At 48.2% G+C, this 13,002-nt stretch carries 11 protein-coding genes; 7 read left to right on the top strand and 4 right to left on the bottom strand.

The window, feature by feature from the left end; translation table 11 throughout:
- Positions 1-149 precede the first annotated feature (149 nt).
- Entirely contained in the window at positions 150-2,645 is a 2,496-nt protein-coding gene (locus CFT61_RS11830; protein ID WP_089544631.1) for a GH36-type glycosyl hydrolase domain-containing protein, read from the top strand.
- 20 nt (positions 2,646-2,665) lie between these two features.
- The gene (locus CFT61_RS11825; protein ID WP_089544630.1) at positions 2,666-3,085 is read left to right on the top strand and encodes a hypothetical protein; all 420 of its coding nucleotides are present in this window, start codon (positions 2,666-2,668) and stop codon (positions 3,083-3,085) included.
- A gap of 281 nt (positions 3,086-3,366) precedes the next feature.
- On the opposite strand, the gene CFT61_RS11820 is transcribed toward CFT61_RS11825, so the two are convergent.
- Entirely contained in the window at positions 3,367-3,783 is a 417-nt protein-coding gene (locus CFT61_RS11820; protein WP_089544629.1) for a hypothetical protein, read from the bottom strand.
- A 385-nt stretch (positions 3,784-4,168) separates the two neighbouring features.
- On the opposite strand from CFT61_RS11820, the gene CFT61_RS11815 reads away from it, so the two are divergent.
- The 5 genes from CFT61_RS11815 (at position 4,169) to CFT61_RS17455 (ending at position 8,317) form a co-directional block, all read left to right on the top strand.
- Positions 4,169-6,481 carry a BT4734/BF3469 family protein gene (locus CFT61_RS11815; RefSeq protein ID WP_089544628.1) on the top strand — a complete coding sequence of 771 codons (2,313 nt, stop codon included), beginning with the start codon at positions 4,169-4,171 and terminating at the stop codon, positions 6,479-6,481.
- A gap of 159 nt (positions 6,482-6,640) precedes the next feature.
- Positions 6,641-6,850: a DUF4248 domain-containing protein gene (locus tag CFT61_RS11810; protein ID WP_089544627.1), complete on the top strand. Its 210-nt coding sequence runs from the start codon at positions 6,641-6,643 to the stop codon at positions 6,848-6,850.
- Between the two features lie 223 nt (positions 6,851-7,073).
- A complete protein-coding gene (locus CFT61_RS11805; protein WP_089544626.1) occupies positions 7,074-7,607 on the top strand; it encodes a hypothetical protein in 534 nt (177 codons plus the stop codon).
- Between the two features lie 45 nt (positions 7,608-7,652).
- Positions 7,653-8,165 carry an N-acetylmuramoyl-L-alanine amidase gene (locus tag CFT61_RS11800; RefSeq protein ID WP_089544625.1) on the top strand — a complete coding sequence of 171 codons (513 nt, stop codon included), beginning with the start codon at positions 7,653-7,655 and terminating at the stop codon, positions 8,163-8,165.
- 17 nt (positions 8,166-8,182) lie between these two features.
- Positions 8,183-8,317: a smalltalk protein gene (locus CFT61_RS17455; RefSeq protein ID WP_158573412.1), complete on the top strand. Its 135-nt coding sequence runs from the start codon at positions 8,183-8,185 to the stop codon at positions 8,315-8,317.
- Positions 8,318-8,448: 131 nt separating this feature from the next.
- Here CFT61_RS17455 and CFT61_RS11795 read toward each other — a convergent pair whose 3' ends face one another.
- Genes CFT61_RS11795 through CFT61_RS11785 form a run of 3 tightly spaced genes read right to left on the bottom strand, consistent with a single transcriptional unit; the run spans position 8,449 to position 12,525 of the window.
- Positions 8,449-9,183 carry a tyrosine-protein phosphatase gene (locus tag CFT61_RS11795; protein WP_254918962.1) on the bottom strand — a complete coding sequence of 245 codons (735 nt, stop codon included), beginning with the start codon at positions 9,181-9,183 and terminating at the stop codon, positions 8,449-8,451.
- A gap of 9 nt (positions 9,184-9,192) precedes the next feature.
- Positions 9,193-11,712, bottom strand: a complete 2,520-nt coding sequence (locus CFT61_RS11790; RefSeq protein WP_254918961.1) for a GumC family protein — start codon at positions 11,710-11,712, stop codon at positions 9,193-9,195.
- A gap of 12 nt (positions 11,713-11,724) precedes the next feature.
- Positions 11,725-12,525 (bottom strand): polysaccharide biosynthesis/export family protein, encoded by an 801-nt coding sequence (locus CFT61_RS11785; RefSeq protein WP_089544623.1) that lies wholly within the window; start codon positions 12,523-12,525, stop codon positions 11,725-11,727.
- Between the last annotated feature and the right edge of the window lie 477 nt (positions 12,526-13,002).

Raw genomic sequence — 13,002 nt, 5'->3', positions numbered from 1 at the left:
TATGTTATGTTAATCGCAAATTGTTAAACATCTAACTTTTCAATGCAAAAATACAAAAAATATCTGTTTTCTAACCTATAAACTGAAACTTTTTAGTATCTTTGCACCAAATTCATGCAAAAATCCTAAAAATAAACATTAAAAAAACAATGGTAGAGAAAAAGTATGGTCATTTTGATGACGCCAATCGCGAGTACGTGATTACAGATCCAAAAACTCCATGGCCTTGGATCAACTATTTGGGTAACGAGGATTTCTTCTCGCTTATCTCCAACACAGCAGGTGGGTATTCTTTCTATAAGGATGCAAAGTTCCGTCGTCTCACCCGCTATCGCTACAACGGGGTACCTATGGACAACGGTGGTCGCTACTTCTACATCAAGGATGGCGATACCGTATGGAATCCAGGCTGGAAACCATGCAAGACGCCACTCGACAGCTATGAGTGCCGCCACGGCATGAACTATACCCGCATCACGGGCAGCAAGAACGGCGTAGAGGCAAGCGTTCTCTTCTTCGTTCCACTCCACACCTGGGCTGAAGTCCAGAAAATGACGCTGAAGAATCAGACTGCGGAAGCAAAGACCCTCAAGGTGTTCTCCTTTGCAGAATGGTGCCTTTGGAATGCCGCTACCGATATGGAGAACTTCCAGCGCAATTTCTCTACAGGCGAAGTGGAGGTAGAAGGCTCTACCCTCTATCACAAGACGGAATACCGTGAGCGCCGCAACCACTACGCTTTCTATACTGTAAATACAGAGATTCAGGGCTACGATACCGACCGTGAAAGCTTCATCGGACTCTACAACGAGTTTGCCGAACCGGAAGCTGTACTCGAAGGCAAGCCACGCAATAGTTTTGCACATGGCTGGAGCCCTATCGCATCACACTATATAGAGGTAACCCTGAAGCCGGGCGAAAGCCGCGACCTCATCTTCCTCCTGGGATACGTAGAAAACGAACAGGACAAGAAGTTCTCTGCCAAGAAGGTGATCAACAAGGAGAAGGCACATCAGCTCATCCAGAAGTTCGATACCACCGAAAAGGTGGATGCAGCCTTTGCTGAACTCAACCAGTACTGGGATAACCTGCTGAACATCTTCACCGTGAAGAGCGGAAACGACAAGCTCGACCGCATGGTGAACATCTGGAACCAGTATCAGTGTATGATAACCTTCTGCATGTCGCGTTCTGCAAGCTTCTTCGAGAGCGGCATCGGCAGAGGCATGGGCTTCCGTGATTCCAACCAGGACCTTGTAGGCTTCGTCCATCAGATACCTACCCGTGCCCGCCAGCGCATCATCGACATCGCCAGTACCCAGTTCCCAGACGGCGGCTGCTATCACCAGTATCAGCCACTCACCAAGCGTGGCAACAACGACATAGGTGGCGGTTTCAACGACGACCCATGCTGGCTCATCTTCGGAACCGTAGCCTACATCAAGGAGACGGGCGACTTCTCCATCCTCTCCGAGCAGGTACCATTCGATAACCAGCCAGGCAGCGAGGTGAGTCTCTTTGAACATCTGAAGATCTCGATGAACCACGTCATCAACAACCAGGGTCCTCACCAGCTTCCACTCATCGGAAGAGCCGACTGGAACGACTGTCTGAACCTGAACTGCTTCTCCTGGGATCCGAACGAGAGTTTCCAGACCACCGAGAACAAGGGCGAAGGCAGCAAGGCAGAGAGCCTGATGATTGCCGGACTCTTCGTTGTAACCGGAAAGGACTACGTGGCGCTGTGCAAGCAGCTTGCCAAGGAGGCATCCAATAGCCGTGAAGGAGAGATTGCCGGACTTGCCGAGGAAGATTACCTGGTAGAAGCCGAGCGCATGCAGCAGGCAGTAGATGCGATGAGCGAAGCCGTGAAGCAGCATGGCTGGGACGGCGAATGGTTCTTGCGTGCCTACGATTTCTTCGGCAACAAGATAGGCAGCAACGAGAACGAGGAAGGCAAGATCTTCATCGAGAGTCAGGGCTGGTGTACCATGGCTGGCATCGGACTGGAAGAAGGCCTCTGCGCCAAGGCACTGGATAGCGCCAAGGAGCGCCTGGAGTGCGAGCACGGAATGGTGCTGAACAACCCAGCCTACACCACCTATCATGTAGAGATGGGTGAGATATCATCTTATCCGGAAGGTTACAAGGAGAATGCCGGCATCTTCTGCCACAACAATCCTTGGGTCATCATCGGCGAAACCGTTGCCGGACGTGGCAATGATGCCTGGAACCATTATACCAAGATTCTGCCAAGCTATGTAGAGGAGAAATACCAGACCCTGCACAAGGTGGAGCCATACGTCAACTGCCAGATGGTAGCCGGCAAGGATGCCGCCAAGCCTGGCGAGGGCAAGAACTCGTGGTTAACAGGCACTGCCGCCTGGATGTGGTACACCGTGTCGGAGTTCATCCTCGGCATCAAACCGGATTACGAGGGATTGAACATCGACCCATGTCTCCCAAGCACCGCCCATGAATACGAGGTAACCCGCAAGTTCCGTGGTGGCGAATACCACATCGTGGTGAAGAACCCAGAAGGAAGGGAGAAAGGCGTAAAGCAAATTACGGTGGATGGCAAAGCCATCGCAGGCACCATCGTTCCTTGCCTGGAAGGCAAGCACGAAGTGGTGGTTGAAATGTAACTGATTAATTCAAAATAATAATGAAGAAAATTTTATGTTTTGTGGCAGCTCTGGCTGCCACAACTTTTATCACAACAACCAGTACAAGCTGCAAGTTTGCACCCGATCAGCACGACGGTGACACGGTAGCTGCCAGTGAGTTTTATCCGATAGATACATCAGCTATCCACGCCAAGAAGATGGCGAAGATGGCGGCAATCAAGGCCGGAAAGGATAGTGTGGGCATCTACTACATCGGCAGTGGTTCCACCAAGGACATCATCCAGCTCGTCTCCTATCCATCCCGCCGCGATACAATGATATACAGCAAGACCCGCCACATCAAGGTAAAGGGTAATGCCGATATCAACCACGTGGTCCGCGTAGATTACTACCTGCTCAACGGCAAGGATTCATTAGTGAAATATGTGGAGGAAGTGGAGCTCAAAACAAAGGAATAAAGCACCCCAAGCACTAAAAAAGGCTAGCATGCAAAAACGCACGCTAGCCTTTTTCATATTTCATTCAACCAGGATTTCAAATCACTTAACTGAACTTTCGTAATATGCTAAAGCCTATCAACTAATCATAAAATCCCGTTTGGCGAGTAAGGGATGATGATGAGAGGGGATGGTTTGTGATTGTTTGGCGAGTAAGGGATGATGAGAGGGGGATGGTGCTTTTCATTGTTTGGCGAGTAAGGGATGTTGGGAGGGAGGGGATTCGGAGGGATTCGGGGGGATTAATTCTTTGAACCGCCTGGTGACGAGAAGTTCTTCAGAACCAAATCCTTCAGGGGAGCACTGAAGAGATTACGGTGATGATACGAGATGTGCTCACTGTCTGACAACAACGCATCCAACAAAGATAACAGCAACTCTACTCGCTGCTTCTCATACTCCTTCTCCTCTCGCTCCGTCGGATGATCCGTCACCGGAAAATCATGATCCAATAACCAGACCGTCATTCGAATCGCATCACTCAACAAGGGGTCGAAATCGTCGTTCATGCCACGACGAATGAAACCTCCCGATACACCATAGGCAGCTGGAAGATCCTTGTTGTTCAACACCCAGGTGTGATGAGGATCCTGAAGACTGCCGTTGTTGACGCCTTTCTGTACCCCATCATATACCAGACGGAGTAAACGGTTGAACACTTCGAGGGAACGGGCTACGCCTTTTTTTTCCCTGCAAACTGAATGGCTGACGCCATTGCTTTCTTAACGAAAACTAAAACTTTCATTTTTATTTAAATTTAATTTAACGGTTTCCGATATGCGGAAATCGCGTTTGGTTATTTCAAACCTTTGTCTTACCTTTGTGCCCAGTTGACAATCACGTCAAATCATACGCTTATGTGAAGGGGGTGGCTTAACATCTTTGATATAACAGCGTACGCGAAAGATAAAAGAAATGAATATCAACTAGTTAGATACTGTTTTTAACAGTGCTTTAACGCTAGTTTTTTCATATCCCCCCTTCACACACCTGTATCCTTGATGCCTTTATCAGCATAAACACTTACAATTTTAAACAATAGTAATGATGATACCTACAACATCAAACAATCAAGAGAATGCAGAGGCTATCTTGCCCTCTTTCTTCTACGCTATCGCATCAAGTGAAAGTCGTCCTCTCACCAGCTGGGAGGAGTTAGAGAGAATCATCACCAAGGATCCTCTCACCCAGGCACGTACCCTGGAGTACCGTCAGCGCCTCGCCATCAGCAAGCAGCTTGCACAGGAGGTGAAAATCCAGATGCCGGGCATCACTGTGGCTGCTCTGATGGATGGTTACGGCAAGGAGATGCGAAACATCAAGAAGGTGCTTCGCAACATCGCCCTGGATTACGACCACGTGGACGCACAGCTCATGGAAGAGTGCATCCGCAAGGCGAAGGCGGATCCGCACACCAAGGTGCTCTTCGTTACGGCAAGCGGCCGTGGATTCCGCATCATCGCCAGCTACGACAGCGTGGATGATGATGAGCTCTCGGCTCTGGAACTCTTCGAGGCCAACCTGCAGAAGGCGATGGAGTACTACAATGCGCTGCTCGGCATCACTGCCGATGACAAGTGCACGGACATCACCCGCATGTGCGGACTTGCCTACGACTCCCATGCCTATTTCAACTGGAATGCCCTGACCTTTAGCCTGAATCTGAAAGACCTGAAGAAGCTCTATACCAAGAAGGCGCTGCAGGCGAAGTATGCGAAACGCACCCGCAAAAAGCCATCCCAGAAAATGATTCTATTAGCAAAAGGTGTGCCTAGTATGGAACAAGCCGCTGAAAAGATCCTGAAAATGATGGATGAACAGGGTTATATCTTCCAAAGTAACAGCCACAACGAGTATGTCTGCCATTTCGGCAACATCTGTCTGAGATACGGCATCGACCAGCAGGAGGTGCTCAACTATGCCACCGAGCACTTCAGCAAGGACTACCCCGATACGGCGAGCGTAATCAACTCCTGCTACAAGCACGTGGAGAGAAAAGGCACCTGGCACTTCTACGAGAAGGGTGAGACCTACGGCAAACGCCCTTCTGCCAAGGTAATCAAGCAGTGGCTCAGCATGCGATATGAGTTCCATCACAACATGGTGACCGGATACTATGAGATCCTCAGCCTGAGCCTGAAAGGCAAGTTCCATCACTGGACGCAGATAGACGACAACATCGAGAACTCCATCTGGTCGAAGATGGATGAGGAGGGGCTGGCGATTACCCCGCAGAAGCTGCACTCCGTGATCAACAGCGACTTCAGCGAGCCTTGGGATCCGATGTACGACTATCTTTCGAATCTGCCCAAATGGGACGGCAAGAAGGATTACATCTCTGAACTTGCCGACAGAGTGACAGTGGCTTACTGTCCGGGCTACGGTCATACCCAGGAGCGATTCAGATATTACTTCAAGAAATGGCTTGTGGCGATGGTGGTGGCATGGGTAACGCCGAACGTGGTGGCGCAGACCATGCTCATCTTCGTGGGCAGGGGCGGCATTTTCAAGACTACCTCCTTCTACTACACCCTGCCTCCTATCCTGCGCAAGTACTTCATCAATGAATCTACTGCCAACTATACCGACAAGGATGTGATGGAAGCCTTCGCCAGCAAGGCGCTGATGTGCTGCGATGAGCTGGACCAGGTGACGGGCAAGAACCAGAGTGCCTTCAAGAGCAACGTCACCAAACTGGTGTTCTCCATCCGTCGCCCCTACGACAAGTACCGCTCAGAACTGATGCACCGTGCGGCGCTCTGCGGCACCAGCAATACGATGCACCTGATTACGGACCCTGAGAACCGCCGCTACTGCCCTTGGCTGGTGGAGAACATCGTGAGCCCTATCAGCAACCCGATCGACTATACCCACGTATATAGTCAAGCGGTGGCTCTGGGCAAGGAGGTGACGGAGCGACAGAAGAAGAAGGAGGATGGTTGGGTATATTGGCTGACCAACGAGGACATCCAGGAGATGAAGGCGCACAACGAGATGTTCATGGGCGTGAACCTGATGTCCGACCAGATCCTGCGCTACTATCGTGTACCTCAGCCTGACACGGATCCGAGTCTCATCAAGTTCCGCTTCTCTTCCGAAATCATGGAGCGCATCGGCTGCTGCAATGCGATGAACCACAATCTGGCTCAGCAGAACCTGGCGAGCGTGATGATCAGTCTGGGATTCAGGAAGATTCACCGCTCTTACGGCAACGGATGGGCGGTGATAGAGAAGCAGCCGGGCGAAATCAACATCGAGGCGATCATCTCGCCATCGGAATGGGACGGATGCCAGAAGAATAGTTATCTGATGGATCTGACTATCAAAATGCAGGATGATAAGAAGAAGAAAAAGTAAGTGACGTTCTGAGAGGTCGCCGGAATGCTTCTGACGATGCGTCAGGATGCTTCTGAGGGGTGCTCAGTGACGTTCTGACGACCTCTTGGAGACGTTCTGACGACCTCTCAGTGACGTCTTGAACAATGAAGAGTATCATTTCAAAAAAATACCTATCACATGAAGATAAAAATATACAATAAGTTTGAGCTGGCATGGCTCTACTATCCTCTGCAATCCAAGCATGTGGCTGTGAATCATCTGATGAGACTCATCAACCACTGTACTCCACTGGTAACGGCGCTCAAGAACGAAGGCTATCATCCCAGGGACAAGACTTTCAGCCTACGGATGGTGATGCTGATCTACGAGTATCTGGGCGAGCCATAAGGGGGCTGACCACCCTTAAACCGTACTCAGAAAAGTGGTTTTGCCCATTTCGGTGACTATCGTACTACCATCGTATATCCATCGTACTTTGGGGGGTTGGCAATGTTGTATCTTTGCATCGTGATTCAGAAATACTTCGCGGACCGGGCCCTTCCGCCGGTACTCTGTCTCATAGCGCAGCGCTTAACAGAAACACAACAACAACCCAAACCTTTAATGCCTTATGATCGAGTACGATTTAAAGAAAAACAACAACAAGAAGAACGAGAAGGCTTACGGCAAGTATTATGCCAAGCCTCACGTTATTGAGACGATTGACCTGGAAGCTCTGGCAGAACAGATGCACACCTTCAATTCGCCTTTCTCTGCCGGCACCATTCAGGGCATCCTGACTGATGCCGTGGTACACATCAAGGAGCTTCTGCTCGCTGGTAAGAACGTGAAACTGGACAACCTCGCCATTTTCTACATTGGCATCAAGAACAAGGAGGGTGCAGCTACTGAGGATGATTTCTCGGTGCTCAAGAATGTTCTGGGCGTGAGAATGAGAGCACGTGCTACCGGCGACTTCCGCTTCGTGAATCTGAACTTGGATGCTAACCTGAAGAGACATGCACCTAAGAAGAAGAAGAAAAATGCCTCTGATGATGGTGGTGGCGGTACTACTACCGATCCGAACGGTTCGCAGGGAGGATCGGGAGGTTCCGACACCCCTCAGCAGGGCGGCTCCGAATCTGGTGATAACGTAAGTCTCTAGATTTACTAACTGATTGATTGAATGAATCTTAAAGAACTCTAAACGATGGTAACTGAAAAATTTCCTATGACCATTGGTGATGAGGAGGTGCTCAATGAGCACCTTCTCCTTGCCTACAACGAAGACGGCAAAATGATGGATTCTCCCCAGAGTGTCCGTTTTCTGGTGATTCACTGCAGTGCAACGAAATGCAACCGCAACTATACGGAGAAGCAGCTTCTCCGTGACCACAAGGCTCGTGGTTTCCGCACCGTGGGGTATCACTTCTACTGCAGAAAAGATGGCAGCCTGACGCAGTTCAGAAAACTGCTGGAGGTGGGTGCTCATGCCAGACCTTACAACAGATGTTCTATCGGTATCTGCTACGAGGGTGGCTTGGATGAGGAGGGTCGCCCTGCCAACACGCTGACGCATGCTCAGTACAGGGTGATTCGTCATCTGCTGCTACAGTTGAAGATTCTGTTTCCTCAGGCTGAAATCGTTGGGCATAGGGATTTGCCGGGTGCCACTCCTAAGGAGTGTCCGTGCTTTAATGCGGCAGAATTGTTTCCTTTCTGATTACTTTATGATTCTTAATGATGAATGATTATTTTCCTATAAATCTGATTGTGCCTATGAAAAAAGAAACTCTTAAAAAAATCATTGATTTGATTATTACGGTTTTAACCGCAATTGCTTCTGCAGTTTGTGTCCAATCCTGCAGAGGATAAAAAGAAGAGGGTGTGTCATAAGTCTATGGCGCACCCTTTTTTACTTTTTCAAGAACGCAAATCCGCCGGGGTTACGTTCTTTGAGGCACCTAGGTACTTGGGGGCTTTTAGCCCGTCCTCGGCTGCCATTTTTACTCCAATCGCGAGAGGCGGTGGAGATCGGTGCCTACGAAATCATACATCTGCCACTTCAGAAGCTGACGGCAACGCTTCTGAACTCGCTCTCCATACTGCCCCTTCAGACTGAACAGGTTGCGCTGGAACTTGATGCCCTGAGACTTCAATGCCTCGTAATCCTCTTTCTTCATATACAGATAGCGCTCGGGATGAGCAAGAATCGGGGTATAGCCTTTATTCTTGATGCGCTCCAACAAGCCTCGGAAATTCATCGGTGGGGCGAATATACTAGTCTCTACCAAGAGATACTTTTCGGCTAACGGAAGAAGATCGTTCGCCTTTAATCTACGCTCGAAAAGAGCATCCAACATATTCTCGGCTGCCAAATGCAATTGCAACGGCTCTGCATCGGTCGCAGAAGATTGCTTCGTTCCTTCAGCTCCTGATGCCTGATATCCAGGATGTCGCTGGGCAAAATCCTGAAGATACTTCTCCTGGAAATCTGCAAAGACACGGCGGAGTTCTTCCGGCTCATTCGGTACATCCTCCATAATATGTGGGGTGAACCACACTTCCTTCATGCCGCTCGCCTCATAGATTCTCAACTGCTCCAGACTCTTTTCCGGATCCTGAAATCCGTCATCTACCCCTGGAAGGATATGACAATGAAAATCAATGCCACCAGGGAGAAGCTCTCGCTCCCCTGATGGCATACTCTGATTAAATATTTTCTGGAAGAATTTAAACATTTGTTTCTATTATTCTATAATCCAATTATTTAAGATTTTGCCCCCCCCATTCTTTTCCTTATTATAGTTATAGCCATAACCATAGCCGTAACCGTAACCGTAGTGACTGCCATATCTGCCGCCATGCGCCTTGGTTCCGTTCAGAATCAATGTCATGTTCTTGAACTTCTTCTCCTTGTAGAGGGCATTCACCTCAGGCAACATACTACGCTCCATCAAGCCGGCACGAACCACGAAGATTGTACGATCGGCAAACTGTTCGTATATTGGGGTATCTGCGACGACCTCGATAGGTGGACAGTCGATGAATACATAATCATACTCCTCGCGCATGGTCTTAATCATCTGCTCAAGCAATGGAGTGAAGAGAAGCTCGGTTGGGTTGGGAGGAATGGTTCCAATAGGAATCACATCAAAATTCTTAACCAATCCGTTTTCTTCACCCTTATAGAGGATGTCGTGGATGTCGGCGATTCTACCATTCAGGTAATCGCTCAATCCCTCGCCCGGACTATGAATCAACATAGAGGTTGAACCATGGCGGAGGTCACCATCTATCAACAAAACTTTCTTTTTCTTGATAGCGAGCGACATCGCCATATTGGCAGCAATATGACTCTTACCAGAACCTGGATTAAATGAAGTGAACACGATGACATTCTGCTCCGGATGGGTTCCGATGGTGAACTCGAAGTTGGTACGCAATACGCGGAAAGCCTCGTTGACGATATCGCGCTTGCCTGCCTTCACCACAATCATACGAACCTCTTTAGGTTTCTTCCAGAACTTGATGCGCTGCTCGAGAGTTGGACGGTTCTTGCGGCTGATAGAGAATGGAATCTCGCCGAGGAATGGTACGTTGACCTTCTTGAGATCCTTACGGCCACGAACGGTGGTATTTGCCTTCTCACGGATATAGATGACTACCATTGGAATAAGGAAGCCCAATACCAAAGCGATGAGCAAGATCTTGCGACGAACCGGCTCCACAGGGGTGTTGTCTCCTGTTGGAGGGGTGATGATACGGGTATTGTATGCGGTAAACGCCTTAGACAACTCGTTCTCCTCACGCTTCTGGAGAAGGAAGAGATACAACGCCTCCTTAACTTTTTGCTGACGGCCAACAGTCTGCAGGTACTTCGCCTGGTTAGGATTGCTGGCAATCTGAGAAGTAGTAGCAGCCTCGTTAGCCTGAAGGGTGCCCAACTGAGTCTTCAGGGTTACCACGAAGTTATCGAGACTAGCAGAGATGCTCTTGCGCATAGAGGTAAGGCTCTGATCATAATCTGCTACCAATGGGTTCTGCTCGCTGGAGTTGGCGACGATATTGTTGCGCTCCAACTGACTCTTATTGTACTCGGTAATCTGCTGTTCGATACCAGGGCTCTCGATACCGGTATTAGTTGGAAGAAGCTGGTTCTTGCCAACCTTACCAGTAAGATAATTTCGGATATACTGAGCGATGGCGAGACGGGAATTGAGATCCATAATCTGTTTATCAACCTCGGTGCTCTTCTGCATATACTGCTGTGCGGCAGCCTCTACATCAGGCAGGAGATTGCTGCTCTTGAAGGCTGAAATATTCTTATCAACATCGCCCAACTCACGCTCGATGACGCCCAATCGCTCAGTGATGAAGTGAGAGGTGGAGATGGTCATCTGGTTCTTATCCTCCAACCAGTTCTTGCGGTAAACGATGATGATGTTGTTGATGACATCTTCTGCACGCTTAGCAAGCACATCCTTATAAGTAAGGTCGATGACGGTAGATTTCACATCGCTCAGACTAGCAGAGAGTGAACCCTTGATGCGGTCGGTCATTGCATAAACATTGGAACGTGATACATAGAGTACCGATTCGTCTTCACCAGAAACAAACTGTGTGAAGGCAGGAGCCTTATCCACCTTAATCTTACCCAATGGAGTGCGAATGATCTGTCCGATTCTACCGGTGATTTCATCACTGTCATCTACTGGGAGATTATCACGGGTAACTCCCTTGAGCTTACTGATAACATAAGAGCCATCGCCCTTGAGCTGGAGCTTAAAGCTTCCGCTCTGCTCATCGGTGAATCCTACGAAATCTACTGTGACTGGGAGATCTGCGCCATAGAGTGCCTCCTTATGGAAACGTCCATCGATGGCATAATCCACATCAAGTTTCAATCTCTTACCAGTCTCGAGGAGAACGGCTGGTGACTGAATGGCAATGAGTTCATTGTTTACATTGCTCTTCATGTTTCCCATACCCATATCGGAGAACATGGAAGCTACATCGCCGCCAATGCCCTGCGCCTTGCTCTCATCCTTGATCATCAGGGATGCAGTACGCTGATATACATTAGGGGTGGTGAGGTTGTAATAAATGGCGATGCCGCAGGTTACAACCAGTGAGAGGATGAACCAACGCCACTGTGTCAGACAGAGATAGAGGAGATCCTGAATACGGATGAAATCCTCTTCCTGGTTAGGTCGAGCCATCGGATTTGGCTGTGCTGGCTGATTCGCCGGAGTTGTATTCTGTATCATTTTTTGTTGATATTAATTAACTTTCAAGAATGTGAGAATGGTAACGATGAGAGATGAGATGCTCATCCAGAATCCCGTAGATTGCACAGTATTTCCATTGAGAGTAGAGCTTCTCTTCTTGGTATCGTTAGGTGTTACATATACCACATCGTTCTGCTGGAGATAGTAAGCAGGAGAACTGAAGATATCCTTGCCGGAGCAGAGGTCGATTTTGTAAACTTTCTGGTGGCCGTTTTCCTGACGGAGTACCATCACATCGTTTCTGCGTCCCTGAATGGTGAGATCACCTGCCTTACTGATAGCATCGAGGATGGTTACCTTTTCTTCATCAATGGCATACTGACCTGGCTTTGCCACTTCGCCCATCATGGAATAATGGAGGTTGCTGAGACTTACAGTCACTGTTGGGTCCTTGACGAGACTTGCGTCGAGGAGTGATTTCTTCACCTTTTCTGCGATCTGCTCACGGGTTAATCCTGCTACCTGAATGGTTCCTACTACAGGGAAATCGATATTTCCCTTGCTATCTACAGTATAGTAATAGGCATCCTGCGACATATTGTAAGTACCACCGCTGTTTGTACCGCCTGTAAGATTGAAGAGCTGTGAGATCTGCGGATCCTTGCTCTTTACTCCGATATAGATCTTATCAGTAGGCTTTACAGTAATCACTTTGTTCTGCAGGGTGATAACGGTATCAGGATTGTTGTTTAAATCCTGAAAGTAGGCTACATCCTTCGGTGTGCCGCAAGAAGTAGCAGTTAAGAGCGCTACCCCTAGGGCTCCTAACAGCATAAATTTACGAAATTTCATTTTTTTATCTAGATAATGCATTTTTTTAATCATATACCTTTATCCTTTTCTTCATTTATATATTTCTATTTGTAAATGATAGAAGATTATCCCTTCCCAAAGGGAGCTCCACATTCTAACCAAACCTTCCTTTCTCTGAAGGGAAGGATGTAGCTGGCTCTGCTATAGCGCCGCCAGGATTCTGAGCGGGTTTGCAGCCAGAATGCTTTTTCCGGCTGCAAAATTAATGGTTTTTATTGATAATAAAGAATATATCACTTTACAAAAGTGATTTTTAACAAAAAAAAACAGTTGATTTTAAAATAATTATTGAGGGGGAGAACAGGAGGGATTTGCGGAGGGAAAAAAGATGGGGAAAAGTTTGGGGAATTCAGTTTTTATTGCTAACTTTGCGGTCGAATTTACGAGGAATTTATATTCTAAGAAGAGAAATCGAAAAATTTAAATTACATATAATTTCTTATGGAAAAAAACATA

The sequence above is a fragment of the Segatella copri genome (assembly GCF_002224675.1).
GTDB lineage: Bacteria > Bacteroidota > Bacteroidia > Bacteroidales > Bacteroidaceae > Prevotella > Prevotella copri_U.
The sequence above is the reverse complement of the archived record's forward strand: the minus strand, read 5'-3'. Positions and strand labels throughout refer to the sequence as shown.

What these genes read in the sequence shown, in the direction of transcription:
- CFT61_RS11810 (WP_089544627.1), top strand. Translation starts at nt 6,641, where the DNA reads ATGAAGATAAAAATATACAATAAGTTTGAGCTGGCATGGCTCTACTAT.
- CFT61_RS11790 (WP_254918961.1), bottom strand. Translation starts at nt 11,712, where the DNA reads ATGATACAGAATACAACTCCGGCGAATCAGCCAGCACAGCCAAATCCG.
- CFT61_RS11795 (WP_254918962.1), bottom strand. Translation starts at nt 9,183, where the DNA reads ATGTTTAAATTCTTCCAGAAAATATTTAATCAGAGTATGCCATCAGGG.
- CFT61_RS11805 (WP_089544626.1), top strand. Translation starts at nt 7,074, where the DNA reads ATGATCGAGTACGATTTAAAGAAAAACAACAACAAGAAGAACGAGAAG.
- CFT61_RS11815 (WP_089544628.1), top strand. Translation starts at nt 4,169, where the DNA reads ATGATGATACCTACAACATCAAACAATCAAGAGAATGCAGAGGCTATC.
- CFT61_RS11830 (WP_089544631.1), top strand. Translation starts at nt 150, where the DNA reads ATGGTAGAGAAAAAGTATGGTCATTTTGATGACGCCAATCGCGAGTAC.
- CFT61_RS17455 (WP_158573412.1), top strand. Translation starts at nt 8,183, where the DNA reads ATGATGAATGATTATTTTCCTATAAATCTGATTGTGCCTATGAAAAAA.
- CFT61_RS11825 (WP_089544630.1), top strand. Translation starts at nt 2,666, where the DNA reads ATGAAGAAAATTTTATGTTTTGTGGCAGCTCTGGCTGCCACAACTTTT.
- CFT61_RS11785 (WP_089544623.1), bottom strand. Translation starts at nt 12,525, where the DNA reads ATGAAATTTCGTAAATTTATGCTGTTAGGAGCCCTAGGGGTAGCGCTC.
- CFT61_RS11800 (WP_089544625.1), top strand. Translation starts at nt 7,653, where the DNA reads ATGGTAACTGAAAAATTTCCTATGACCATTGGTGATGAGGAGGTGCTC.